This window comes from Paraburkholderia sp. MM5384-R2, assembly GCF_014201025.1.
GTDB lineage: Bacteria > Pseudomonadota > Gammaproteobacteria > Burkholderiales > Burkholderiaceae > Paraburkholderia > Paraburkholderia tuberum.
In genome coordinates this window covers 207769-232655 of sequence record NZ_JACHDI010000007.1, presented here as the reverse complement: position 1 = coordinate 232655, position 24887 = coordinate 207769, and the positions used below count along the sequence as shown (strand labels likewise).

At 58.8% G+C, this 24887-nt stretch carries 19 protein-coding genes and 5 pseudogenes; 10 read left to right on the top strand and 14 right to left on the bottom strand.

Annotated elements, in window-relative coordinates:
• The first annotated feature begins 389 nt into the window (after positions 1-389).
• Both HDG37_RS14705 and HDG37_RS14700 read left to right on the top strand, forming a co-directional pair.
• The gene (locus HDG37_RS14705) at positions 390-1751 is read left to right on the top strand and encodes an MFS transporter (protein WP_184048619.1); all 1362 of its coding nucleotides are present in this window, start codon (positions 390-392) and stop codon (positions 1749-1751) included.
• 213 nt (positions 1752-1964) lie between these two features.
• A pseudogene (locus HDG37_RS14700) lies at positions 1965-2285 on the top strand (transposase); the annotation flags it as partial.
• A 692-nt stretch (positions 2286-2977) separates the two neighbouring features.
• Here the strand turns inward: HDG37_RS14700 and HDG37_RS14695 are convergent.
• Entirely contained in the window at positions 2978-4159 is a 1182-nt protein-coding gene (locus HDG37_RS14695) for a porin (protein ID WP_184048831.1), read from the bottom strand.
• Between the two features lie 1113 nt (positions 4160-5272).
• Between HDG37_RS14695 and HDG37_RS14690 the strand changes: the two genes are divergently transcribed.
• The 4 genes and pseudogenes from HDG37_RS14690 to HDG37_RS40330 all read left to right on the top strand — a co-directional run.
• On the top strand, positions 5273-6436 hold the full coding sequence (locus tag HDG37_RS14690) for an acyl-CoA dehydrogenase family protein (protein WP_184048616.1): 1164 nt from the start codon (positions 5273-5275) through the stop codon (positions 6434-6436).
• A gap of 16 nt (positions 6437-6452) precedes the next feature.
• Positions 6453-7253 (top strand): enoyl-CoA hydratase-related protein, encoded by an 801-nt coding sequence (locus HDG37_RS14685; protein WP_184048828.1) that lies wholly within the window; start codon positions 6453-6455, stop codon positions 7251-7253.
• Entirely contained in the window at positions 7253-8179 is a 927-nt protein-coding gene (locus HDG37_RS14680; RefSeq protein ID WP_184048614.1) for a hydroxymethylglutaryl-CoA lyase, read from the top strand. Before HDG37_RS14685 ends, HDG37_RS14680 begins: the two co-directional genes overlap by 1 nt.
• 164 nt (positions 8180-8343) lie before the next feature.
• A pseudogene (locus HDG37_RS40330) lies at positions 8344-8472 on the top strand (IS3 family transposase); the annotation flags it as partial.
• A 21-nt stretch (positions 8473-8493) separates the two neighbouring features.
• Here HDG37_RS40330 and HDG37_RS39260 read toward each other — a convergent pair.
• Positions 8494-8622 (bottom strand): hypothetical protein, encoded by a 129-nt coding sequence (locus HDG37_RS39260; protein WP_260334875.1) that lies wholly within the window; start codon positions 8620-8622, stop codon positions 8494-8496.
• 128 nt (positions 8623-8750) lie between these two features.
• Here HDG37_RS39260 and HDG37_RS14675 point away from each other — a divergent pair.
• A pseudogene (locus HDG37_RS14675) lies at positions 8751-9398 on the top strand (DDE-type integrase/transposase/recombinase); the annotation flags it as partial.
• A 41-nt stretch (positions 9399-9439) separates the two neighbouring features.
• Here HDG37_RS14675 and HDG37_RS38785 read toward each other — a convergent pair.
• The 5 genes from HDG37_RS38785 to HDG37_RS40325 all read right to left on the bottom strand — a co-directional run bounded on the left by HDG37_RS38785 (position 9440) and on the right by HDG37_RS40325 (position 12770).
• Positions 9440-10423: a helix-turn-helix domain-containing protein gene (locus HDG37_RS38785; protein WP_221312013.1), complete on the bottom strand. Its 984-nt coding sequence runs from the start codon at positions 10421-10423 to the stop codon at positions 9440-9442.
• A 12-nt stretch (positions 10424-10435) separates the two neighbouring features.
• The gene (locus HDG37_RS38780; RefSeq protein ID WP_221312012.1) at positions 10436-11494 is read right to left on the bottom strand and encodes a recombinase family protein; all 1059 of its coding nucleotides are present in this window, start codon (positions 11492-11494) and stop codon (positions 10436-10438) included.
• Complete coding sequence (locus HDG37_RS14665) at positions 11491-11685, bottom strand: hypothetical protein (RefSeq protein WP_221312011.1); 195 nt, start codon at positions 11683-11685, stop codon at positions 11491-11493. The genes HDG37_RS38780 and HDG37_RS14665 overlap by 4 nt, the downstream gene beginning before the upstream one ends.
• A gap of 80 nt (positions 11686-11765) precedes the next feature.
• Positions 11766-12188: a helix-turn-helix domain-containing protein gene (locus HDG37_RS14660; protein WP_311541335.1), complete on the bottom strand. Its 423-nt coding sequence runs from the start codon at positions 12186-12188 to the stop codon at positions 11766-11768.
• A 216-nt stretch (positions 12189-12404) separates the two neighbouring features.
• Positions 12405-12770, bottom strand: coding sequence for a DUF5372 family protein (locus HDG37_RS40325; protein ID WP_409260119.1), 366 nt, complete (start codon positions 12768-12770; stop codon positions 12405-12407).
• Here HDG37_RS40325 and HDG37_RS14650 point away from each other — a divergent pair.
• Positions 12749-13108: pseudogene (locus HDG37_RS14650) on the top strand (integrase core domain-containing protein); the annotation flags it as partial. The gene HDG37_RS40325 and the pseudogene HDG37_RS14650 overlap by 22 nt on opposite strands.
• A gap of 222 nt (positions 13109-13330) precedes the next feature.
• Here HDG37_RS14650 and HDG37_RS14645 read toward each other — a convergent pair.
• Complete coding sequence (locus HDG37_RS14645) at positions 13331-14350, bottom strand: IS110 family transposase (protein WP_184048606.1); 1020 nt, start codon at positions 14348-14350, stop codon at positions 13331-13333.
• A 403-nt stretch (positions 14351-14753) separates the two neighbouring features.
• Here HDG37_RS14645 and HDG37_RS40320 point away from each other — a divergent pair, with 403 nt between their 5' ends.
• Together HDG37_RS40320 and HDG37_RS14640 are read left to right on the top strand one after the other, a co-directional pair.
• Positions 14754-14975, top strand: coding sequence for a DDE-type integrase/transposase/recombinase (locus HDG37_RS40320; protein WP_221312010.1), 222 nt, complete (start codon positions 14754-14756; stop codon positions 14973-14975).
• Between the two features lie 996 nt (positions 14976-15971).
• Positions 15972-17121, top strand: a pseudogene (locus HDG37_RS14640) (IS110 family transposase).
• An 865-nt stretch (positions 17122-17986) separates the two neighbouring features.
• Here HDG37_RS14640 and HDG37_RS14635 read toward each other — a convergent pair.
• The 6 genes from HDG37_RS14635 to HDG37_RS14610 form a co-directional block, all read right to left on the bottom strand.
• Positions 17987-18967, bottom strand: a complete 981-nt coding sequence (locus tag HDG37_RS14635; protein WP_184048603.1) for an Ldh family oxidoreductase — start codon at positions 18965-18967, stop codon at positions 17987-17989.
• Between the two features lie 25 nt (positions 18968-18992).
• Positions 18993-20501: a class I adenylate-forming enzyme family protein gene (locus HDG37_RS14630; RefSeq protein WP_184048599.1), complete on the bottom strand. Its 1509-nt coding sequence runs from the start codon at positions 20499-20501 to the stop codon at positions 18993-18995.
• Positions 20502-20582: 81 nt separating this feature from the next.
• On the bottom strand, positions 20583-21647 hold the full coding sequence (locus HDG37_RS14625) for an amidohydrolase (protein ID WP_184048597.1): 1065 nt from the start codon (positions 21645-21647) through the stop codon (positions 20583-20585).
• Positions 21644-22228, bottom strand: a complete 585-nt coding sequence (locus HDG37_RS14620) for a carboxymuconolactone decarboxylase family protein (protein ID WP_184048593.1) — start codon at positions 22226-22228, stop codon at positions 21644-21646. Before HDG37_RS14620 ends, HDG37_RS14625 begins: the two co-directional genes overlap by 4 nt.
• Before the next feature lie 23 nt (positions 22229-22251).
• Positions 22252-23067 carry an SDR family NAD(P)-dependent oxidoreductase gene (locus HDG37_RS14615; RefSeq protein WP_184048590.1) on the bottom strand — a complete coding sequence of 272 codons (816 nt, stop codon included), beginning with the start codon at positions 23065-23067 and terminating at the stop codon, positions 22252-22254.
• Between the two features lie 41 nt (positions 23068-23108).
• The gene (locus HDG37_RS14610; protein ID WP_184048586.1) at positions 23109-24881 is read right to left on the bottom strand and encodes an NAD(P)/FAD-dependent oxidoreductase; all 1773 of its coding nucleotides are present in this window, start codon (positions 24879-24881) and stop codon (positions 23109-23111) included.
• Between the last annotated feature and the right edge of the window lie 6 nt (positions 24882-24887).

Below are 24887 nucleotides of genomic sequence, written 5' to 3'. Positions count from 1 at the left end.
TTTTCATTTAAATGTCCAGATCGATTGCCTGATCTCTCTGGCGCGGGCCCGCGTCAGTCATAAAGTTGATCTGAACTGACAGCGACCAGATGGTGAAGCGATTATAAAACCCTTTCTCCGACCGCTTCTTCCCGTATTCGGCAAAGGTGCTTGTCAATGGAAGGCGTAGCGACGCGGGGGCTTTCCGTGTGCAATGGCCATAGCCAGCGTGGCGCTATCCCACTTCCCAATGAAGAGCTGGGTTCTGTGATGGCAGATACCCTCGTGCATCTGTGCGGAGTGTCGAAGTCGTCCTCGATTGGCCGCGCTCGCGCGGGCCCAACCGGTATGCATCGCATACTCGCTGCCCGCGTACTGGTAAATATGACTACATCAAGGAGACACGCATCGTGGATACTACTGTTCGTGCGCTGGATATCCGATCGGTCATCGATTCGGAACGCTTCTCCCCCTTTCAGGGGCTCGTCGTCCTTCTTTGCTTCCTCGTGCTCGCGGTCGACGGTTATGACACGGCAGCTATGGGCTTTGTCGCGCCCACGCTGGCACATGCATGGCAAATCGATCGTAGTACGCTTGGTCCGGTAATGAGCGCTGCACTTATTGGTCTGGGTTTTGGCGCCGTCGGCGCAGGCCCGTTGGCCGATCGCCTCGGACGCAAAACGGTGATGATACTGGCGCTCGCATTTATCGGAGGATGGAGCCTGGTTTCAGCATTCTCACAATCGACCAATGAACTGGTGCTCTTCAGATTTCTAACCGGACTTGGGCTGGGCGCATCGCTGCCGAACGGCATCACGCTCGCATCGGAATTTGTGCCCGCACGTCGGCGTGGCATCCTTTTGAATATTGTTTCCGGTGGATTCTCCGCAGGCGTGATTCTCGGCGGCGTGGCGTCGTCGTGGCTGATCCCGCATATGGGCTGGCCAAGTGTGCTGATTACCGGCGGTGTGATGCCGATCGTGCTCGCACTGATGTTGCTGCTTCTGCTGCCCGAGTCCCCGCAATTCCTCGCCACGCGAACCGGCAGGCGTAACCGCATCACACACATCCTTGCCCGAATCGCGCCGCACCGCTCGTTTGACGGCTACACCTTCGTACCGGAACACAGCGACGGCGGCAAGCACTCTGCGGTGCGGGTGGTTCTGTCCCGGCAGTATGTGATGCGGACGATGATGCTGTGGGCAGGATACTTCATGGTCTGCCTGATGTATTACCTGCTCGTCAGCTGGATGCCGACACTCTTCAAAGAAGCGGGATTCGGGGTCGCCTTCGGCGCGTTGCTGACTGCGCTCTTTCCGCTTGGTGGCGCTGTTGGTGCGCTCATGGGCGGGTTCCTCATCGATTACATTGGCGCACATCGCACCATCATCTTCTCATTCCTGCTTGCGGGCGTACTGGCAATCGCCGCTGGCCAATGCATTGGTCTCGCAACGACCTTGCTGGGCACACTGATTTTCCTCTGCGGTTTGATGATCACGTGCGTCTCGACGTCGATGACGACGTTTTCGGCAGTTGTTTACCCAACCGAAGGTCGCGCGACGGGCGTCTCCTGGATGTTGGCATTTGGACGCCTTGGTGCGGCGTCCGGCGCATTCGTAGGGGCGACCCTGGTAGGCATGGGGTGGCACGTTACCGGCGTGTTCGCTTTGCTTGCGGGGCCAGCCATCGCTGGAGCCGGCGCGATTTACTTAATTGCACGTGGGTCCGACGTCTCAAGTGCGTCATTGAGGGGCGCCGCAATGCATCACTGAAGACGTAGCAGTCGCTACAGGCAAGTTCGCCGTGTGTTTTGAGAATCCCGCTAGCGACTATCGTTTGATCTCTGAGAATAGTCCGTCGATAAGGACGGACTTTAAACTGCTGAGAAAAACCTCCAAAGCCTGGCCATGCGCCCGGCTTTGTCGTTTTATGAACGTCATGATCGGAGACCGACACTTATTCAGCACAAAATCGAGATGGTCACGGGCTTCTTCTACCTGAATCATCGCACGGTCGACGCGCGCTATTCGGATCATCACCGACACGCACGTGACACCGGCCCCGGTGCACGACAGCCCGCAGTGTCTGGCGCGGCTGGACCGGCAGCGCGAGCGCTTCGGCTTCGATGTTCAAGCGGTGGGGCTGGACGCGGGGTACTTCGCGCCGGCGATCTGCCAAGGACTGGAGGTCTCGGCATAGACGGCGTGATGGGCTATCGCACGCCAAACCACAAACCGGGGTTCTTCTATAAGAAGGATTATAAATACGACCGGTATCAGGAAGAATACACGTGCCCGCAAGGGCAGGCGGGTGCGCGGGCAATGCACAACGCGCGGGAGGAGCGATCCTCTTCCCGTTTCTAGGAACCGATCGTGGACGGCGGGCGGTATAATGTGCTACTAGTCTCGCGTGACTCGCGGGTTGAATCAGTGTGCTGGCTCAAGCGGCTTCATCAGGCGCTTCATGGCCGGCTCAATCCCTCGGGTAGCAGACCATCCTGCTGGCGATATGTGTGGGGGGGCGACAATGGTTTTGTCCGGCCGGCCAAGTTCAATGTCGCTAAACCGGACGCTCTGTATGACGCTGTCGAGCAAGTGCGCCCTACTGCTCCGCGACCGTACCGGGCTGTTTAACCTGATGGGTTGCGCGACTTCCTCGGCGAACCTGGCCCTGCCATCTCGCAGCACGCGAAGGCGTTCAGGCGTGCTTTGCCGGATCGGCTGACCACAAGCATTGACGGATCTCATGAAGGCTGCAGGCAGCCTTCGGCATTTGTCAACCGAGTAATGCCGGAAAGGGGCAGACCGTTCCGATCTGGCTAACCTGTGCAGGCGCCGGGAATAACTGACTCGCGGCGCAACGGCGAGTCCGCACGTTGCCGTTGCGACGCTATGCCGATCACCTACTGGCGATCGGCACACTGCTCTGATCCCCCTAGTCTGCCACCCATTAGCCTCGTTGATGGGCAGGTACCTCTCGCCGCTCTTTCGAGGGTTTTTTAGAACTTGTGCCGAATCGCCACTCGAATCACCGCTTGACGATCGCTGACTGACGGGGTAACGGAATTGATTGAGGCTACCGCAGGTCTTCCGCTGGAGTCCGTACCGCCTGCTTTTTGAAATACCCCGACCGCGTACAGGTCCGTTCGCTTGGAAAGGAAATAGTCGATCCCAATCGCCCCCTGGTTATAGGTCGCCTCCTCAAATCCAGCCGCCCCACTATTTCTGCTATAAACGTACGACGCAGCAATAAGCAACGCAGGCGTAATCTGGTATTTTAAGTTGAGTTCTGCATTGTTAAATGTCGCGGTACCACCAAGACTGTTTGCGGGAACTGGACCAGATGTTTTATCCCCGAGCGACATGTATTTGGCATTTGAGTACGTGGCCCCGATCGTTGCGGCGCCGAAGCTGTATGCTGCGCCCGCGGCGATGACTTGCTGCGTATGCGCCGATGCATATGCCGAATTTACAGGTGATGCCCCGAAATTCGATCCCGGAACGCCTCCTACGGTGGCAGCGACTGTACCGCCAGCCCCATAGAAGGACGTATTTGGATTTCGCACATTGAGATATCCAACGCCGAGTTGCAACGGTCCGTTGGAGTAACGCGCCCCAAGCGACCAGATCTGGTTGCGCGTGAGATTGCCAGCTATACCGCCCAGCGCATACACACCTCCGAATGTTAAGCCTCCGAAATCGACACTGGTGTATTTGATCGCGTTGTTTGTTCGATTGGTATTATTGAAGTTATCGGTATCTCCCGGGTGAGCGATAATCGAACCGCCCCACTGCTCAGCAGCACCAAACGGACCAACATAGTCTACGACTGAATCATATTGGCGGCCGGCCGTTACTGTTCCATACCGACTCGACAGACCAACATAGGCTTGCCGACCAAACATGAGGCCGCCTTGCCCAAGTTTTCCAGAGTTAGGATCGAAGCCATTCTCGGCTACAAAGATTGCCGAAAGACCACCACCAAGATCTTCTGTTCCACGTAGACCGAACCGGGATCCCTGTAGAACACCAGCCGCAAGATAATATTGATGCTTACCAGACGAATTGTTGTTGAAGTTAAAGCCCTCATCGAGGATGCCATAGAGTGTCACACTGCTTTGCGCAAATGCAATACCACTCGTCACGCTCAACAAAAGCCCAGCAAACGCACACTTTTTCATCTTTCGATCTCCATTAATATAGTTGTAGTGCAAATCTCCGTCTAACGCGGAACAGGGATTCAATAAATGCACATGGACGCAGCCATCTAAGTCATCTAAAGGAAGTCGCTTCGGTGACGCCGTCGGCGCGCGCGCCGCATTCATGCCAGAACCGGCAGCACACTCATGATGGAAAGACGGCTGAATAGTCACTTTCCTTTTAAGTTCATCGCGGCTCATACCATGTTCGAACGTGGGCAATGAAATCGCCCTTCCTACCCGCTTCCCTGCTTCCCTGCTTCCCTGCTTCCGACACCATCCACAATAATCATCAAAAATTGACCTCCTCTAAAACGTATTTTTATATCAGTTATCCTTACTATCCAACTCGACCCTCGGAAAATAAATTGAATTGTTATCATCGGCATGCGACGTTTTAGATCGAAGTGTTCGAAGCACTCGACCTCGCCTCGCCTGGCCCCACGGCATTGAGGTGTCGCAAGCTTACTCGATCATTGATGAGCCGACCTTTGCGATGAGCGGCAAAGACCTTCTATGAAATCGTGTTGACGTCAGATCATTGTCAAACGCAGGGATGCTCCCGAAAGGTCACAGACCGACTACGACGCGTAGCGATGCAGCAAGCGAAGACTGCACCGTTGACACCGGAGAGCGACATTTCGTGTGCTCTTCGTCTTGCCCGCAGAACGCACGTCACGCTCACGACGCCGAACGGCGGGTGTCTTCTCCAAGGGAGCTCGGGACAATGTGGTGCCCGCAATCCGTTTCCAGTTGAGCGAAAGCTAAAGCGGGCGCGAATCTGAGCACGCATCGTCGCATCTATCGGCAAGGTGCTTCCCGGCAAGGGCGGTTGACCGTCCGCGGCAACTCGATAGCATTGAAGGAAATACCCTTACGAGGATATAAATGAGGCATCCAACGCGGTGCGGGCCGGCAACCAGTTCGATCATTCTGACTTGAAAGGATCGACGGCAACCACGGTCAAAGCAAGACGCTCGAGAAACATAAGCGATTCAATTTTACCGACGCGCCCATGCGCGAGCATACGAGAGACGATGCTATGGCCGTTTCACCGCACTGGCGATCATGCGCAATGTCTACCTAGGATACCCAATGAATTTTAACCTCACATCTGAGCAAGAGCAGATTCGAGATGCAGTCGAAAAAATCTGTGAACCTTTCGACGCCGACTACTGGCTCCAGAGAGATCGAAGCGGCGAATTTCCCCTCGACTTTCATAAGGCACTTGCCGATTCTGGCTGGCTCGGCATTGCGATGCCCCAAGAACACGGTGGCGCCGGGCTGGGAATTAGCGAAGCCGCTTTGATGATGCACACGATATCTGCCACTGGTGCCGGGCTTTCCGGAGCATCCGCCGTTCATATGAACATCTTCGGCTTGCACCCTGTGGTGACGTTCGGTACGGACGAACAGAAGCGACGCTGGCTTCCGCCGCTCATTCAGGGTCGCGATCGTGCATGTTTTGCCGTTACAGAACCGAATACAGGTTTGAACACGCTCAAGCTCAAGACCTATGCCGTTCGAGAAGGTGCTGATTACGTTGTCCATGGTCAAAAGGTATGGATCAGCACTGCGCAAGTTGCGAATAAGATGCTTTTGTTGGCTCGAACGACACCCGCGGAGGCGTGCAAGGGTACCGAAGGACTCAGCTTGTTTTATACCGACATGGACCGCTCAAAGATCGAGGTGCGGGAGATCGAGAAGCTCGGACGCAAATGTGTGGATTCCAACCAGGTGTTCGTCGACGGCGTGCGAATTCCCGTCGAAGATCGGATTGGAGAAGAAGGAAAGGGATTCAGTTATATTCTGCACGGGCTCAATCCTGAGCGCATCCTGATCGCATCAGAGGCGGTTGGCCTAGGGCGCGCGGCACTACGGCGCGCAGCCAACTATGCGAACGAGCGCGAGGTTTTTGGGCGTCTTATCGGGAAGAACCAGGGCATCCAGCATCCGCTAGCGAAATCGTGGATGGAACTCGAATCTGCACACCTGATGGTACAAAAAGCGGCTTGGCTTTACGACCAACATTTGCCTTGCGCAGCGGAGGCAAATAGCGCCAAATTTTTGGCTGCTGAAGCCTGTTACGGCGCGTGCGAAAACGCCATCTTCACCCACGGCGGCATGGGCTATGCCAAGGAATACCACGTCGAGCGTTATCTGCGTGAAGCCTGGATTCCGCGCCTGGCGCCCGTTAGCCCACAACTCATCCTTTGCTTTATTGCCGAGAAGGTCCTTGGCCTTCCGAAATCCTACTGATAAAAAGCTCATTTCCATGACCTATAAAAATCTCGAGACAGAGTTGAATGGCGCTGTTGCTACCATCTGGCTCAACCGGCCGGAAGTGCGCAATGCGATCGACGAGCATCTCATCGCTGAAATCTCCAAAGTCTTCTCGGAACTGGCCAAAAATGAACGCATTCGCGTGCTTGTGCTGGCAGGCCGTGGGACAAGCTTTTGTGCTGGGGGCGATATCGATTGGATGCGGCGTATGGCGGACTTTAGTCCGGAGCAGAATCTACGAGATGCACGTATGCTAGCGCAGATGCTGAAGACGGTTCACACGTCGCCAAAACCGGTCATTGCACGCGTGCACGGGCCGGCTTATGCCGGCGGGATGGGCCTTGCCGCCGCGGGCGATATCGTTGTTGCGGACCAGGCGGCAGAGTTTTGCCTCTCCGAGGTGCGTATCGGCCTCGTTCCAGCGACCATCTCTCCGTATGTAATCCGGGCTCTCGGCATACGGGCTTCCCAACGCTATATGCTCACCGGGGAGCGGCTTTCGGCGCAAGAAGCATTTCGCCTCGGCTTCGTACACCAGTTGAGCAACGTCGGTGCGATCGATGAAGCCGTGTCGTGCGTCGCTAACGCTCTTATCGCCGCCGGCCCGCAGGCTTTGACCAAAACAAAGTCGCTCATCGAGGATGTGGGGCTACGAGGGCCCCACGAGGATGTGATGCAAGACACAGCCGAGCGGATCGCCAATGTGCGCGCATCAAGTGAAGGTAGGGAGGGCGTCACCGCCTTTCTTGCAAAGCGCAAGCCGATGTGGTTGGCCTCCGGGGGGGCACGCTGATGTCCATGCTCACCGACGTTCGACTCGTCGAGGTTGGCCCAAGAGACGGCTTGCAAAATGAAAAAGAGATTGTCTCGACAGGCGTAAAGCTCGAGTTGATCCAACGCCTGGCAGAGGCAGGCTTGCGCCACATTGAGGCGACATCGTTCGTGCCACAAAAGTGGGTACCGCAACTGGCCGACCATGCGGAAGTTCTCCGTAGCCTGTCTGCAGGCGGCGAGGTTTCATACCCCGTGCTCACCCCGAACCTTCAGGGTTTCCTGGAGGCCGTTGCGTGTGGAGCAAAAGAGGTCTCAGTCTTTGCTTCCGCCTCCGAGACATTTTCAAAGCGTAATATAAACTGTTCGGTCACTGAGTCACTGGCGCGGTTCGAACCCATCATGGAAGCTGCCGCTGCCGCGCAGGTCAAAGTCCGAGGCTATGTGTCCTGCGTGGTCGGCTGCCCTTATGAGGGCGAGGTCCCACCCGAGCACGTAGCGGGCGTGGCCGAAGCGCTTTATCGCATGGGGTGCTACGAAATCTCACTTGGCGATACGATTGGCGCTGGCACACGTGGTGAGATCGTACGTATGCTGGAGGCGGTCGCGAAGCGGGTACCCGTCCCTGCGTTGGCAGGACACTATCATGATAGCGGTGGCTTTGCACTGGGGAACATTCTCGCTTCTTATCAATTCGGTCTGCGAACGTTTGACGCATCGGTGAGCGGTCTGGGAGGATGTCCGTATGCCGCCGGCGCGAGTGGAAACATCGCAACCGAAGAAGTCGTTCACATGTTCAACGAGAGAGGGATTGCCACTGGCGTTGACATGCAGATCCTCCTCGATTGTTCGATCTGGATTTCGACAGTACTGGGACGGGCAGTCCGATCGGAGCTAGCCCGGCAGCGGCTCCGAGACACGCAACGTTGTCCGGTTGCCCCACACTGAACCAGCGATAGCGCAGGCTTCTGGGAATTGGCAGGACATGCTCGCAAAGTGATACGGTCACTCGGCCATTCCATTCACTGTCCAGCGTCGCTCGTTTCGGTAACATCAGTGATGATTGACCCGCAAAAACGGACACCTATCCTTTTTGATGAGAAGGTGTCGAAATGGGCAGGCATCGTGCCCCGTATCCCGTGGAATTTCGGGCCCACATGGTCGAGCTGGTGAAAGCCGGGCGTACGCCCGAGGAGTTCGAACCGACCGAACAGACGATCAACACCTGGGTCGCGCAGGCCCATCGTGATTGCGGGTGGGCGTCATGACGGGCTGACCGCGGCCGAGCGGTGGATCGTCTTGGGGTCGATGCCCGTGAGCCGCTTGATCTGGCGTTGGCTCTTGTTGCGCTCGAGTAATGTGAATACGGTGCTTTGCAGGTGCGGCTTCAAGACGTTCTACATGAACGCGCCCCGTTTGGGCAAGCGCTCGTGTGTTCTGACATGACAGGGTCGGTTGCAGCTCTATATCCGGGCTTATTTGTGTGATTCGCAGACATCGTTTCAACTAAAATGAGGCGATGGACCGCGAGATTGCGACTCGATTACGTTGGGTGATGATGTATCACGAGACCGGCAACGCCGGTCTCGTATGTGTGCGCTGTGGCAGCTACCGGAATGCTGGAGAAGAGGGGCTTCGATCTCAGAGGCGCCGCCCTCTCAACAGTCCAAACCGCAAGGTCACTGAAGCTGATCGGGCGACGATTCTCCTGCTGCGCGCCGAGCACAAGGGCGCGCGGAGGATCCAGAACGAGTTGCGGCTCCATGAACAAAGAGAACTGTCCCTCGCGACCATTCACAAGGTTCTGAACGAAGCGTCCGTGAAACCGTTAGTGCGTCCCAGGCGGCCGGCACATCCCAAACGCTATAGTCGCCCGGTTCCAGGGGATCGGGTCCAGATGGACACGATGAAGATCGCGCGAGGCGTCTACCAATACACGGCCGTCGACGACTGCTCGCGCTTTCGCGTACTGGCTGTCTACCCGCGCAGAAACGCCCGGAATACGCTGCTTTTTCTTGATCGTGTCATCGAGGAAATGCCGTTCCCGATCCAGCGTATCCAGACTGATCGGGGCGGCGAGTTCTTCGCCGAATCGGTGCAGCGACGTCTGATGAGCGAGTGCATCAAATTTCGACCGATTCCGCCACGCTCGCCACACCTCAAGGGCTGCGCTGCATAGTGCACCTCATAGGTCGGTTGAGTTGGTGTTTATGCGGCCGAGCGCCGGCCACGGGTCTTTCCCTGGTGCTGGAATTTCACCGGTGCGTCGGCGCCGGGCGGTTCGAAGAGATATCCGCCCTTGTCGTCGTAGCGGTGCGCTACAAGCAGGCCCGCACGACGCCAGGTCTTGACGGTCGTCGGCGTCACATCCAACCGCTCTGCGATCTCGTCCAGGGTGAGCATTCCGCGTGCGCGCAGCCTGTCATGATGACCCGGTAGCTTGTGGGACAGTCGAATCCGCGTGATCATTCTGGAATTAAACCGCTTGCCCCAGCCGGAGATGAGCCCCTGACGATTAAGCTGCTCCGCCGTTTCACTCTCGGTGTACTCGTTGAGAAGCCGGTCCATTTCGGCAACGACTGCGCGTGGGGTCTGCCGTAATATCCACGCGGGCCTGGACAGCGGCACATGTAGCGTATGCGTGGCGCCGCCATTAAAGCGTATCTGAACGCAGACGTCTGCGCCCTTGAGCAAAGTCACGTCAGCGATGAGCAGTCGCGCCATGCGCTTTCGCTCGCGATCAGGTGTGCGCGGATCGTTCCACAGACGAGGGAAGTCTCTGGCAAGTGTCATGATGCTCGTGCGCTGTTTATCGTTAAGTCCTGCGTGATCAGCTTCGCGCTGCTTTTCGTAGTGATCCTGAGCTTCGGCGAGAGCGCGTAGCGCCTGGTTCCATTCCGCTTCAAGCGAGTCCGCGACCAATCGATTCGCTGGATCCACCTGCATATAGCGGCGACGCGCCAGATCGGCCTCGTAGCGTGCACGTTCAAACTCCTGGCGATGCAGTCGGTCGCGCTCGTCAGAGCGGCTCTCAAGTTCTTCCTGTACGGCCAGCGCGACCTCAAGCGTGACCGGCGTGACTGTCTCCACGAGCAACCTGCCAACGGCCTCGTCAAGCTCACCACCGTGAACATGCTGGCACACCGGCCGCCCATGTTCGATGCCGTGACGCTGGCACATGTAGTCCGGCACCCTGCGTGTGCCCTAGACGTGATAGCGCACTGTCATCCGCTCACCGCATCTGGCGCATATCGCCAGGCCCTGCAACAGCGCCGGTCCCTCTCGTGGCGCTCCCCTTTCCCGATCGATGCCCAGTGCGTGGGCATTCTCGCGCAACACCTGAACATTCTGTTCGAACTCTTCCCAGCTCACATAGGCCTCGTGGGCGTCAGGGATCAGCGACACCCATTCCGCAGAGGGCAGCCGGGCGGAGACCTTCTGCCCATCGGGATGCTTTCGATAGCGCGTGCGCCCGAAGCAGTACGCACCTGCGTAACGCGGGTGATGCAGGACCCACAGTACGCGTGAGTGCTCGAGCTCGCTCCACAGCACATCATCTTTCCGTGCTCCATGGTGGACCCGATGCGGGAACAGAAGACCTTGCTCACGAAAGGCCTTGACGGTTGCCGTGGCCGAACCGGCGCGCCGGAACGTGCGGAAGAGCTGCCGGATACTTTCCTGGATACGTGCGTCAGGATCCAGACGCACACGTGCTTCGGTATCGTAGACAAAGCCGATGGGCAGCCGCATCTCCAGCTCCCCGCGACGCGCCTTGTTGAGGATGCCGCCGCGCAACCGTGCCCGCATGACATGCAACTCAGCCTCGCTCATCGTGCCCTTCAGGCCGAGCAGCAATCGATCATTGAAGTGCGCGGGATCATAGACGCCATCCTCGTCAAGGATCAGGCAGTCGGCCAGTGCGCAAATTTCCAGTAGCCGATGCCAGTCGATGGAATTGCGCGCCAGGCGCGACACCTCGAGACCCATCACAATCCCGGCGCGGCCTAGACTCACCTCGGCGACAAGACGCTGGAACCCCAGGCGATCAACCGCAGACGCGCCGGACAGGCCAAGGTCCGAGTCGATTACGACCACCTGATCAATGCGCCATCCGAGAGCGACCGCGCGCTGTCGCAGGTTGTACTGGCGCTCAGTGCTCTCGGTATTCTCAAACAGCTGTCGCAACGTGGACTGCCTGACATACAGGTAGGCGCTTCTTTTCAGATGCCGGGCCTGAACTTTCGCGTGCGTCTGATCGGTCATGCCATCACCTCCGCTGTCGCAATCGCCATCGTCGCCACAATGGCGACCACGTTCTGCTCGAGACCGACAGGCAGATTCAGCCTGCTCGGGCGCGCAACCGGTAATGGACTAAACGGAAACGCTTCGGTCACAGACTTCATCCAAACCGCCATGCCCTTGAACATGAACAGCGCGCGGCCTCGCATCAGCATGGGACCACCTCCGCCTATATCGAGAACCTCTTGGCGCAAGACCTCATAGCATCGGCTCAGGGACTGGGCATCGCGCGCCGTTACGGGGGGATTTGCCGTCGTTTTTTTTTCAAACGCGCCAGGGCGCGCTCCACGGTGCGTCGATGCACCGCCAGGCCAAACTGCCCCGCAATCAGTTCGACCAACTCATACACTTCCGGCCCAGCGTGAGTCGCGCGCGCTTCTTCGATGAAGCGCATCACCTCATCGGTGATCTTGTGAGGTCCGTGCGGACCGCGCTTGACCGGCAGCAACCCGGCCAGGCCGTCGCGCTCGAAGTCGGCCTGCGCCTTGTAGAAGGTCGGCCGACTGACTCCGAAGTGTGCGGCGGCATCCGCGATGGTTTGCCCTTCCACGCGAACGCGTCGCAGCATTTCGTAGCGGACCTGAACCAGATCCCGGCGATCGAAGAAGTCGCTGCCGATGAAGGCAGGATCGTCGATGTCCTGCGGGCGCGGATTCACAGTGCCACTCTCTTCGAGAGCAACGAGTTTGGGGTCGGGCTTTCTGGTACGGGCCATATGTAACGTAAATTATGACCATATATAGATGATGTCAAGGTCTTTTTTAAAGGCTATTAGTCGACGCGCTCGCGTTAGCACAGCTAGAACTCTCGCCTTCATCCGGACGGAAGCATTGCGGCCGCGTCAAATGTCATAATTAGCCTTACACCAATGGCATTATTTACTTGACATCCTGCGCTTGCCTGTGTGCCCTTTTGAATGTCTGTTCGTTTCTCTGTACCGGGCAGTTAGCATGGTCAATTGCAACAGATCTTCGATGCGGAAATGTGATCGTCCCGCCGAAACTGTCTCGAATGCATTGGGCGCCGCGGCGCTCGTCCAGGCTGCCGGCATACGTTTCAGGTCACCCGCGTCGTCGTGGAAGTAGACGCGATCTTCTCCCCACGTGTTGCGCCGATCCACAAGCGTGAACTCTCGCCCATACAACGGATGGAAGGGATGGGTGACCCGGAAGAACTGCGTCGCATCGGTCAAATCGCGTGCAGTTGACTGCTTTTGCGAACGGCAAGGTCGAGCGTTCACAGCTGACTGACCTGAACGAGTTCTGGTTCCACCATGCCCCGACCGAGGACGAGATTGACCAGCGACTTGAAGAGTGGCAGTTCGACTACAACTGGCGCCGTCCGCACGGCTCCCTCGGCGGCAAGACGCCGGTTGACCGCATCACAGAAGTCGGAGAAATCACGCCTCTCTCGGAGCAGGTGCAAAACGCATACGACGAGCGGAAGGAACGAATCCGGCATCGCGAATGGCGTGTGGACAAGACACTTGCAGAGCATCACCGGCGCGTGCTGGAACTCGCGTCTCCTACCGGACCCGCGAGTTCCAGCACGGTAAGAAAACGGCCACCCCGAAAGTGAAACGATGTCTGTGAATCGCACAGCTTATTGCAGCTGCTACGCTGCGGCCCACTATGAAATCCGCTGACCCGCGCCTCATTCACTCCGCGAGCTCAAGGCTCTTCACGTCTTTCAGGCTTGGCGGGTCACGGTCCTACCTGTGTGTCATCACATACGATTGCCTGCGCAACCTTCGAAGCTCGTACTGCATTGAACGTTGATTTTCTGCATGACAGCAGTGGCTTACGCCGGCTTCACGCTCAAGTGGTCTTTCTGGTAAGGCCTGTTATGGGCCAGTAACGCCCAGATCGTGCGTGCCATCTTGTTGGCTAGCGCAACGGTCACCACATTCGGCGGTCGGCGTTTGCTGATCTGGTCGATCCACGGCCCTGTTTCCTTCGCATGAGTGAGCACGCTGCGGGCGCCGTGAATCAGCAACTTGCGCAGATAGGTGTCGCCCATCTTGCTGATGCCATGCAGGTTTACCTTGCCGCCCGAGCCCGTCTGCCGCGGCACGAGTCCAGCCCATGCGGCAAACTCTCGGCCTGACCGGAAGGCCTTGGGATCACCCATCATTGCGACTGCCGCCGTCGCCGTCAGCAGTCCAACGCCGGGAATCTCGCTGATCGCCTTGACAGCCGGATCATCCTTCTTCCACTCGCGCATGCGCCGTTCGATCCCGGCAATCTGCTCATCCAGTGCCGTCAGGCCGTTCCACTGTTCGCGCATCGTGTCGATGAGCACGGCCGGCAGCCGTTCGGCCACCCTGGCGAGCACTTCAGGAATCGCCTTATCCAGCGCAGTCCGTCCTTTACCCATCACCTCGCCGTATTCAGTCAGCAGACCGCGCAATGCGTTGATCTGCATCGTACGAAACTTCACCAGCTGCTCGCGCATCCGGTGCAGCGCCAGCACAGCCTGCTGCATTTCTGTTTTGACCGCCACCGGTTTGCTGGGCTGTTGCACTGCCCGCCAGATCGCCTGCGCATCTGCCGCATCGTTTTTGTCGCGAATGTTGAAGGCCTTGACGAATTCGGCAGGCATCAGCTTCACCTGATGGCCCATCTTCGTGAGCTGCCGAGCCCAGTGGTGCGCCCCGCCACACGCTTCCATACCGACGAGACAGGGAGCCCGGTTCGCGAAGAACTCGAGAAACTTTGCCCGCTTGATCTGTTTGTTCACGATCTCGCCAGTTTCCTGGTCGATGTAGTGCACCTGAAACACCGTCTTCGCAATATCAACGCCCACCGCCGTAGAGTTCATCTCTGGATCCTCCGGTTATCGGGAATTCATGCATTTTGCACCTTCGTGCATCGATGTCGTTCGTCTGTGGGATCCACGATCCTTGCTGGCGGTTACAGGTGGGGCGCGTTCATTTCAATTCACTCCCTGAACTCCTTCTTGTTCGAAGGAGACGAAGATAGACGTCCTGCAACACCTCTCCCCGGCAGCTTTAGTGGCTCAGCCGACGGTCGTCAGGTGGGGGAATTTGAAGTGACCATACCCGGAGGAGTTTGACCGACCGCCGGGGTGCGCAGCTCGCGCGTGAAGGAGTGCACGCGGGACGCAAGCGGGTGGCACGTCTGGCCGGCCTGCATGATGCGAGCGGGCGGCGCTGGCCACACACCACGCGGCGACGCGCGGAGGCACAGGTGCACCGGATACGGTGCGCAGGCACTTCTTTGCCGAGGCGGCGAACGTACTGTGGGTAGCGGACGCAAGCTACATCCCGACTGACGAGGGGTTTCTGTACATGGCTGTGGTTCTGGACATGTTCAGTCGCCGCGTCATGGGCTGGGCAATGTCCAACCATTGGTACACCGAACTCATGTTGGGTTCACTGGACATGGCGTTGCTGCAGCGCTGCAGCGACGCCACGAGGGGGTGATCCTACATTTGGATCAGGGGTACCCAATACACGTCCATTGCGTTCGGGCGGCGCTGCCGTGGCCGGTGTGCAGCCGTCAACGGGAACGGCTGGCGATGCCTACGATAAAGCGATGTGCGAATCGTTCTTCGGCACGCTTGCAGCACAACTGCTCATGCGTGAGCACTTCGCGACGCATGAACAGGCTATACGGCGCATCTTCTGGTTCCTGGAATTGGGTAGCCCCGTGCCCTTCTGGCCACGGAGCCCCCGAAGAACCGCACGTCAGAGTTTCCCCGCATACGGCTCGAGCACCGCGTTGAGCGTCGCACCGACGCCGGCCTTGCCGAAACCGCACAGGGTCTTCGCAAACCCTCGCGTCGTCGGTCTGCCTGATCGCTCAGGTGAAGGGCGCTGAACCAGCTTGCGCTGGCCACTCTCAAGCTGCCTTTCATGAGGCCTCACGTGCGCGTCTGCGACAGCTGCACCACACGGAAGTCAGCACCCTTTCAGGTCGGGGCAAATTTTGAACCCCTGTCCGGGCCGTTACAGCCCGGCATTCGCTTTTTCCGCGTTCTCATACTCATACCCGCTCCCCCATCAGCTTGCCTCACGGCTTACCTGCCACGGGTCCGGCTTCAGACCGATGGCGGAGAATCGGGCTTACCACGTTCCCGTTCCTGCCGACCCGCAAGCGGGCTGAACTTCACCTCACAGCGGAGGCCAGGCAAGTTCCGCATGCGTAACAGATGTGAACCGTTGATAAACGTCGTGAACAACAACGGGCCGAAGCGGCTCGCAGGCCCGAGCCAAAAAGGCATGCAGTTGGATGCTCCTTTGAGTTGTAGGAGTACGTCGTCGTAATGCTGCCGGGGAAAGGACGGACGCTAAACGGACAGGCTGCACGCGACCGTTACCAATCACGCACGTCCAGGTAGATCCTATGTAGAGTAAGCGGCCGCAACCAGGCCATATCGTAAAATCAGCATGTCGTGAAGTTCCTCACAGGAGGGCATCATGCGTACACAGGAAACGCAAGGCAACGTAACGGACGTGGTGCTGGCCGTATCGCTTGAACTGGCGGCGGCTAAGTGGAAAGACGCGCTGCATGACGGGCATCGAGAAAGCCCGTCGATTCACACGGTGGCACAAACCGACCCGGCCGCCCGCCTGCAGGCCGTGCTTACGCTGATCGTCACCCAAAAACAGGCATGGGCACTGCCCGACAACACGCGCATCGTCGTGAGCTACGAAGCCGGCCAGGACGCTTTCTGGATTTTTCGGGCGCTGCAGGCTCGCGGCATCGAGTGTTACGTCGTCGATCCCGCGAGCATTCCAGTCCAACGCCAAAAGCGTCGCGCAAAGACCGACCGGCTCGACGTGACGAAGCTGGTCATCAACCTGCGGGCCTGGCTGGGCGGCGAACGACCGCATGCATGCGGTGCACGTACCCTCTGCGCAGGATGAAGCCTCGCGCCACCTGATGCGTGACCGCGGCCAACTGCAGAAGGAGGTGCTGCAACATCGTGATCGCATGCGCAAGCTGCTGGCGACAGTCGGCTGTTGGGAGGACGTCAACAGCCGTAAATTCGCAAACCGGCTCGCATGCCGTGAAGTGTGCTGTCACGATGGTACCCCGCTACCCGAAGAGCTCCATGAACGCCTACTGCGCGAGTGCGAGCGGCTGGCGCTGGTCGAGAAGCAGGCGGCTACCCTCGAAAAGGCCTACCACCTCCACCTTCCCGAACGTGCGCGCGAGCGTATTGATCACCTCACACACCTGCGCGGCATCGGCCCGGTTAGCGGCTCGGGACTTGCACTCGAACTCTTCTGGAGGCACTTCGCCAACCGCCGCCAAGTGGGTGCGTGTACCGGTCTGGTCCCGCAGCCCTACGACAGCGGCCAGACCCAGATCGATCAGGGAATCAGCAAACAAGGAAACCGACGCGTGCGCGCGCTACTGATTGAAACGGCATGGACCTGGATACGGTATCAGCCCAGCAGCCTGCTCACCCGCTGGTTCAACGAGCGCACGAAGGGCACTGGCCCCAACCGACGCGCCCGACGTATTGCGATCGTCGCGGTGGCACGCCGCCTGGTCATCGCGTTATGGCGCTACCTCAAGGATGGTGTGATTCCCGAAGGCGCTGAACTCAAAATGCGATAAGGATACCTATCAACTCAAGCAGCGCAGCAACGGATCAAATGAAACAGCTACTTGCCGGTCTGAACGGAATATGCCCGAGCAGTTGCCGGGTTGCTCGACAGCAACCGAACGATATAGATGGGGCATACTCCTGGTGAACCTTCCAGCGTAACGCGCATAGGATGCGGCCGGCTACCCGCCGGCGGATAGAAGGCGGTGAGACGTGAATGTCTCACGTGCGCAATGCGCTTCAGACACGTGCAAGATAATTTCGTCCCCCCAATGCGCCTGCATGACGAGGAGGACCCAAGATGGCAGAAAATGTACTGATTCGATGAGAAGCCCGGAACAAAAAAGCCTTGACTATTTTCTCCTCATAGAAGGCAACTGCCGGTCGTACGGCAGGTCACGGCACGGCAAGCCGCGCGTGACAAGACAGAAACAGACTTTGCCATCCACTACATTGCCGGTTTACGTCCGGCGGACGGCGACACGTGTCACACGGGCTGGTACGACGTACTCCGCCTGCACAGCAGCATCGGCTACCGTTCGCCGCTCGAATTCGAGAATATCAATGCTCCAAGGTAAACCGTACCGCCTTGCGGGTTGTCCACCGGCGGGCAGCGTCATGGTCGTGAGAAGCGGCCCGCCGCCCGCCGGTGGACAACCCGCGACTCAACACTCAACGGAGGCTAGACCACATCCAATAGCTGGCTGCGAATCCGTCCGTCGAACCGGGTCAACCTCAAAGTACGCTTTACGGTGGTATTTTACATCTCAGCTCGGTTCGCGATGTCGACGCGTTTCGAGACGAGAGCGGGGTTACCGTTCCCGATGAAAGGTCTAAAGCGGGTGCGATATCTTCGTGAGGCCTAGTAGCGCCTCGTCACCGACTCGCATCGTCAATGCACCGATATATTGCTTCGTCCAGTTCAATCCAGCCACGTCCGTTCGCCGTGTCGATGCGTAGCTGCGTCGCGCTGCCTGGCACGCGCACCGTTTCGCCGCCTGGTACGGGGCGCGAGCGCTCAATTGCCGCAGTAAGCTCACCGATCCGCTCGCGAAACGTGTCCAGCGACAGTAGCAGTCCCGGGTCGATCGCGATAAATAGATAGCCCCACTTGCCCGCATCTCCAATCACCGGATCGCTACCAGCGAGTATGCCGAGCGCCTGCACGATCATCGCGACGCTAAAGCCACGCGCACCACCCCAGCCAAGAATGGCACCGGCGAGGGCCTGTGCGGGGTCTGTCGTCGGTCGGCCGCCATGGTCAAGTGCGCATCCGTCGGCGAGTGGCTTGCCGAGTTGTCCGTGATAGATCACGTCGCCCCACATCACCGATGCGGTTGCGAAGTCGATCACCAGGGGCGCGTTGACCGAAGGAAAGGCAAACGCGAGTGGATTCGTCCCCATCAGCTTGTCCGCCCCCCCCAGCGGCGCGACGGTCGCCGTCGAATTGGCCGCGTGAATACCTATCAGGCCCGAGTCCGCGGCCCGCTCCACGTAAAAACGTAGCAGACCCGAAAACCAGCTGTTATTCACGCCGACGATCCCGACGCCGCTTCGCCTGGCGAGTTCAATCGCCTTGTCCATCCCCAGCACGGAAGTGACATAGCCGTTGACGTTGGCGCCGTCGATCAGCGCGGACTTGTCTGTTTCCTTTAATGTTCGAATCTCGCCGCCGGTCCCGCTCTTTCGCAGCCGCTCGGCGATTGGCAGCAGTCGTGGCAAGCCGGCAAACGTGTGTCCCGCCTTTGCGGCATAGACAAGATGGTCTGCGACCATTCGTGCATGCGGCTCGGGCATCTCATGGCGGACCAGGAAACGAACCGCAAGATCATGAGCGTCGGCGTGACTGATTTGCATGATGATTGTCCTGAAAGGTGCCAATTCACTGCGATGTGTTGGCAAGCGCGTCGTCGCGCGCTTCGCGTCGAAGGACCTTCCCGACCGGACTGCGCGGCAGGGACGTTACGATGTGGATCCGCTTGGGGGTTTTCACCGAGCCAACCTGCGTCTTGCAATATTCGATGAGGTCCGATTCGCTCACTGTGTGACCTGCGCGCAGCTCCAGCGATGCCTCGACGCGCTCGCCCCAGTGATCATCCGGTACGCCGAAGACGATCACCTCGGACACTGCTGGATGCTGCGCAATCGCTGCTTCGACGTCTGACGGATAAACATTGAAGCCACCGCTAATCACGACATCGCGGCTGCGTCCCTTGACGTACAGAAAGCCATCGGCGTCTAGGCACCCAAGATCACCGGTATGCAACCACCCGCTGCGGATCGTCGCACTTGTCTCTTCCGGCATTTCAAAGTAACTGCTCATCATCAGATCGGTTCGCACGCAGATTTCACCCGTGTCGCCGCTGGCGACGCGCCTGCCGTCCCCATTCAGGATTGCGAGTTCAACAAGCGGGCCGACCCGGCCGACCGACGTCAGACGCGTGTCGTTGATCAGGTCGGCCGCCCGGGCGACCGACAGGACCAGCGGCGCCTCAGTCTGACCGTAGGCAGTCTCGATTACGTCGCCGAACACCTGGCGCGCTTCTTTCAAGCGCGTCAGCGACGCCGCCGCACCGCCCCAGATCAAATGCGCAAGTTCCGGCAGCGCACGCGGTCGCACCGATTGTTCGTCGATTAGCATGTACAGGAGCGTCGGGGGCACCCAGGTCGCCGTGATGCGTTCGCGTTCCATCAGGTCGAGCAGATGTGCGGCGGACGTATCCGCGGTCATTACGACACATCCACCGCGCGACAGGATCGGCAGGATGAACGCGCCTGCCCCGTGTGTCATCGGCGCGGCGCAGAGATAGCGGCCCGTCGCAGTCAGTTCGAACGACATCACCACGCAGCTCACTAGCGTGTTGATGCAGCGAAACGTCTGTTGCACACCCTTCGGAATCCCGGACGACCCTCCGGTGAACTTGATCGCATTGATGTCGCCGAGCGTTGCATCCCACTGGGCCCGCTCGCCAGCATGCGCCCGCTCCACAAGCGACACGGAGCGAGGATCGTCCTCGTCGGCGTCGGTTACAAGGATCGGTCGGTGATCCTGCGTGAACTTGTCCAGATACTGGCGGTTCACAATCAAAACGTCGGGGTTCACGCGACGGATCTGTGCGTCGAGTTCCGGCTTGGCGTTGCGACCATTGAGTGGCACGAGAATCGAACCACCGGCGTGTACCGCCATCAGTGCGACCAGCATTTCAACGCTATTCGGACCGAGCAGCGCGACGACCGGGCGCGGCTTGCCGACAAGCGCCTGCAGGCCGGCAGCGAGTGCGTCACTACGGGCAACGAGCTCATGGTAGGTACAAATCCTGTCGCCGTCGATCGCGGCTGGGGCATTCGGATGCGCCAAAGCCGAGTGGCGCAAAAATTCGATCGGAAACATTAGGACTCCAGTCATCGTAAGATGAACGCGCACTGACCTGCGTACAGTGGAAGGATGACACGTATCGGCCGAACCGCCGATCTACGCAAACAATGCGTCAGGCAACCGATAGAACCGGGCTGCGCTGCGCCAGAACACTTCAGAACGTTCGTCGCAGCTCGCGCCCGACATAAGGCGCTTCAACGCATTCAGGCCGACGCCGTACGCGTAGCTGCCCTTGTCAACCGGAAAATTACTGCCGTACATGCAGCGTTGCGCACCGAACGCGTCGAGGCAGGTTTCCATCCATGGCCGCCACGCATCCGCGAGCATCTCGGACGACGGCGGGCGATCAGCCTGCTCGAAATGAAATCCGGATAAGCCCATCCCCAACCCACTCAGCTTGACCATGACGTTTGGGCAGGTCGCGAGCTCGCGCACGGCTGCCATCCATGCACCGAATACTTCGCTCTCGCGCTTGCCTGCGAACCGGCCGGTGCCAAGCACCCCGCCGCAATGATTCAGCACAATTGGCGTGTCCGGGAACGCGCGCGCCAAGGCGGTCAGCCGCGGTATCTGGTGGAACAGCAGCCACGCGTCGAAAGTCAGCCCCAGTTCGCCGAGTTGCGCGAATCCCGCGCGAAATTCTCGCGAATCAAGCATGTCCTCCGATGTGGAATACACCGGATTGAACAGTGACGGGTCACAGTCCCACGTCGCAGACTGCCGAATGCCGCGAAACCGGCCGCCTTCGGAAATCGGTCCGCCAGCCGCCGCAATGTGCCGCTCGAGAAGTGGTCGCAATGCGTCGCCGTTTCGAAGATCCACGTAGCCTACGATGCCCGCGCACATGCGGACTTTTCCGTATGCGCCGCTTGCGCTCATTGCTGCAGCGCCGTTCGCAAACTCTGTTTCACCGAGCGGGCGTAGCAGTTCTGGGCCTTCAGCACGGTACATCGCGCGTGCCTGAACGAACACCGTAGCGCGGACGTCATGTCCACACTGCAGTTCCGTGAGCATGTCCGCGAACAGATAGCGAAGTCCTGCCCGGTCGTATAAATGATGATGTGCATCGACAACCGGCAGCGCCGGATCCAGCGCCTCCTCGACACGCGTCGCGAGCCATTCGTTTCGAACGGTATTGTGCTGAAAAGACGTTCCACTCATGGCACTGCGACCGTTGACGGATACTCAGGATCCTCGAGTTCCGGCACAGCGGATTCGGGCAACCCAAGCTCGAAGGTATTGAGAGTGAATGAGGCCAGGCAGTAGTAGCCGAGCAGTGAGCATAGCTCAACAATGCCACGCTCACCGAAGTGCGCGGTTGCGCGCCCGTAAAGTTCAACCGGAACCCGGCCGGTATTTAGCAAAGTGTTACTGACGTTGTAGATCAGATTTCCGGCCTCGTCGTCGCCGAACCGAGGTGTGCGGCGCGCCGCGATGTCAGCGGCCACCTGTGGATCAAGACCGTCGCGAATGGCATAGACTTTATGCGCCTTCCATTGGACGTGTGTGGTCCAGTAACGCGCGCACACAAGAATTGCTAGTTCCACAAGACGCGGCTCGAGTGTTATGTCGTAACGCAACAACGCACCTAGATCCTGCACGCGACGCGCAAGCTCCGGGTTCCTCAACCACGCGAACATAGGCAACGGCACCTTGCCGCGCGGGCCGCTTGACACCTCGTCGCAGACGGTCTGCTGTTCGGGCGTCATCTCCTTCTCGGTCAATGTCTTCAAACGTGTCATGATAGGTGTCTCCTTCGTCAGATTCAGCGGGCCGCCGTCACGCCACCGTCGACCACGAGCTGCGTCCCTGTCACGTAACCTGCCTCGTCGCTCGCGAAATACAGCACCGCATGGGCGACGTCCCATGCCTCGCCCATGCGTCCCATGGGCACAAGCTTATTACGCTGCGCGACTAGTTCCTGTTCGGACATCCCGAGCTGTTTCGCGAGCCGATGCTGCACCAGCGGCGTCGCAATCATCCCCACAGTCACGGTGTTCACCCGCACGCCCTTCTTAACGTACGCAATCGCGGTGGAGCGGCTAAATGCAACGACTCCGGCCTTCGCCGCCGCGTAGGCGACGTTGACTCGCCCGCCGACCTGATGGCTCATCTGCGCTATGCTCGAGATGTTGACGATTGCGCCGCCGTGTCCTTCTGTCTCAAATTGGCGCTCCATCACCGGAAGGACATGCTTGCATCCAAGAAACGCGGTTTTCAGATTCAGGTCCATTTGAGCGTCCCAATTTTCCACGCTGAGCGATACAGGGTCGCCCGGTACGCTGCCACCGACGTTGTTTACCAGGATGTCAATGCGCCCGAAGCGTTCGAGGCAAGCCTTCACCGCCTCCTTGACCTCATCGCTTGACGTCATGTTGCATGTCCGCGATGCCCATTCCATATGACCTTCCCTAGCCATCTCTTCGCTGGTTCCAGCCAGCGCTTCGGCACTGATGTCCACACCAAATACCTTCGCGCCCTGACGTGCCATCAACACCGCAGTCGCCTTGCCGTTACCCCACCCTTCAGCGACTGAGCCGGCGCCGGCGATGAACGCAACCTTTCCTTTCAGATCCAACATATGTGTTTGTCTCCAATGTACGCAATTCAATTTTCGTGGTGTTATGAAACGATTCCGACCTCACGGGCTTTAATCTGCAGCGCAACGTAGTGAGAGAAGACGCGCGCTTGCGACAGCCCGCTGCCGAGAAACCACAATCCTTTCTGCGCAGTCGGCTTGTACATGTTCGACAGTTCCCCCTGCTCATCGAGCCCCCAGATTGGGCCGACACGGTCCGCAACTTCATGACCGAGAAGCTCGCGGACGACTTCCTGTTGACTCTCGTACCCCGTCGCCATCACAATCAGATCAGCCCGCTCGACGGTTCCGTCCGTCATCAGTACGCCATCCTCAACGAATCGCTCTATGTCATCGTTTTGAATGAGCCCGATATCGCCGTCTGCGATTAGCTCCGACGCGCCGCAATTCAGGTAGTAACCGCTGTGGGTACGACGCACCTTCATCAGATAGCCGGTTTCATCTTCCCCAAAGTCGAGCTTGAATCCTTTTGCCTCGAGTCGGTCGAGCAGCGGCTTGTCCATTTCGCGTTGTTTCTTTGTAACGAGTTGTGCGCCACGGACAGCCAGTGGGTACGACGCGGACACAGAGATCAGATCGCTGTCTTCGGTCGGGATGCCTTCTTCATAATAGGGACCATAGGCCAGGCATGCTGATTCGACGCTCACCACCGTGATTGAGCCCCGCTGAACCATCTTCACCTGTGCGCCGTGTCTGAACAGATCCTGCGCGATGTCATGACCACTGGTGCCCGTTCCGACCACAATTGCGCGCTTGCCACGCCACGCGGCACCGTCAGTGAAATAATGCGTATGCTGAACAACGCCGTTGAATGCATTGATGCCGGGAAGCTTCGGAATTCGCGGCGACCCGACGATTCCATTGGCGAATATGACATGGCGTGGCTTCAGAACCCGTTCCGTTCCATCCGCGCGACGCACGGTCGCGTTCCAATGACCGGCGGAGTCGTCATACGCGGCGCCGACGAAGCTCGTGCTGGTCCATACATTGCACTCCATCGCCCATGCATAGGTCTCGATCCAGTTCGCGAGCATGTCCTTCGCCAGATACTTCGGCCATGAAGCAGGAAATGGCATATACGCCATGTGATTCAACGCAACCTGATTGTGCAACGCAAGCGAGTGATATCGGCGTCGCCATGCGTCGCCGACGCGCGGCAGCGCGTCGACGCATAGTGCGTCGACCCCCAGCAGACGTAAGCGAGCGGCTACGGAGAGCCCAGTCTGACTTGCGCCGACGATCAGCACGTCAGGCTCGCGATCGTCGAATGCCTGTTCCTTCGCTCTGCGGTCCGTCCAGTTCGCCCCGCCGAACTCCCGCGAGTATGCAGAGCCGCCCGGACGGCGGTCGCCGACAGCCGGCTCGTAACCCTTAAGTTCCTGCAGCGACGTCATCATCACCCATGCACGCGACGGATCCGACTGCGGCAGACGCAACAGACCGACGCCGCGACCCGTCTTCGTCTCAAACGAAAAGATCGCCTCAATCACCGGGATGCCAACGCGATTAATCCGACGCGGAGGCGTCCGTCCTTTTGCAATCCTGAACGCAGCCGCGTGAACATCCGCCTGAGTCTCGATCAGTCGATCGACAATCGCTGTCTGTCCCTGATGGGGAATAATGTCCCATGTAAAGGCTAGCAGATCGCGCCAGTGGCAGTCATGCATAAACAGAGCAGTCAGATCCGCGCGGCTTCTCGCGCGAAGCGCCCGCTCGAAACGCTGTAGCCACTGTCCCACGAGTTCATCGTCGGTCACGGCGTCGGTTGCCGCTGGGGTGGAGATGGTTGCTTCCATGAATCG

Excerpts from the sequence above, each read along its gene's own strand:
- HDG37_RS14695 (WP_184048831.1), bottom strand. The coding sequence starts at position 4,159 with ATGAAAAAGTGTGCGTTTGCTGGGCTTTTGTTGAGCGTGACGAGTGGT.
- HDG37_RS14690 (WP_184048616.1), top strand. The coding sequence starts at position 5,273 with ATGAATTTTAACCTCACATCTGAGCAAGAGCAGATTCGAGATGCAGTC.
- HDG37_RS14685 (WP_184048828.1), top strand. The coding sequence starts at position 6,453 with ATGACCTATAAAAATCTCGAGACAGAGTTGAATGGCGCTGTTGCTACC.
- HDG37_RS14680 (WP_184048614.1), top strand. The coding sequence starts at position 7,253 with ATGTCCATGCTCACCGACGTTCGACTCGTCGAGGTTGGCCCAAGAGAC.
- HDG37_RS38780 (WP_221312012.1), bottom strand. The coding sequence starts at position 11,494 with ATGACCGATCAGACGCACGCGAAAGTTCAGGCCCGGCATCTGAAAAGA.
- HDG37_RS14665 (WP_221312011.1), bottom strand. The coding sequence starts at position 11,685 with ATGCTGATGCGAGGCCGCGCGCTGTTCATGTTCAAGGGCATGGCGGTT.
- HDG37_RS14645 (WP_184048606.1), bottom strand. The coding sequence starts at position 14,350 with ATGAACTCTACGGCGGTGGGCGTTGATATTGCGAAGACGGTGTTTCAG.
- HDG37_RS14635 (WP_184048603.1), bottom strand. The coding sequence starts at position 18,967 with ATGCAAATCAGTCACGCCGACGCTCATGATCTTGCGGTTCGTTTCCTG.
- HDG37_RS14630 (WP_184048599.1), bottom strand. The coding sequence starts at position 20,501 with ATGTTTCCGATCGAATTTTTGCGCCACTCGGCTTTGGCGCATCCGAAT.
- HDG37_RS14625 (WP_184048597.1), bottom strand. The coding sequence starts at position 21,647 with ATGAGTGGAACGTCTTTTCAGCACAATACCGTTCGAAACGAATGGCTC.
- HDG37_RS14620 (WP_184048593.1), bottom strand. The coding sequence starts at position 22,228 with ATGACACGTTTGAAGACATTGACCGAGAAGGAGATGACGCCCGAACAG.
- HDG37_RS14615 (WP_184048590.1), bottom strand. The coding sequence starts at position 23,067 with ATGTTGGATCTGAAAGGAAAGGTTGCGTTCATCGCCGGCGCCGGCTCA.
- HDG37_RS14610 (WP_184048586.1), bottom strand. The coding sequence starts at position 24,881 with ATGGAAGCAACCATCTCCACCCCAGCGGCAACCGACGCCGTGACCGAC.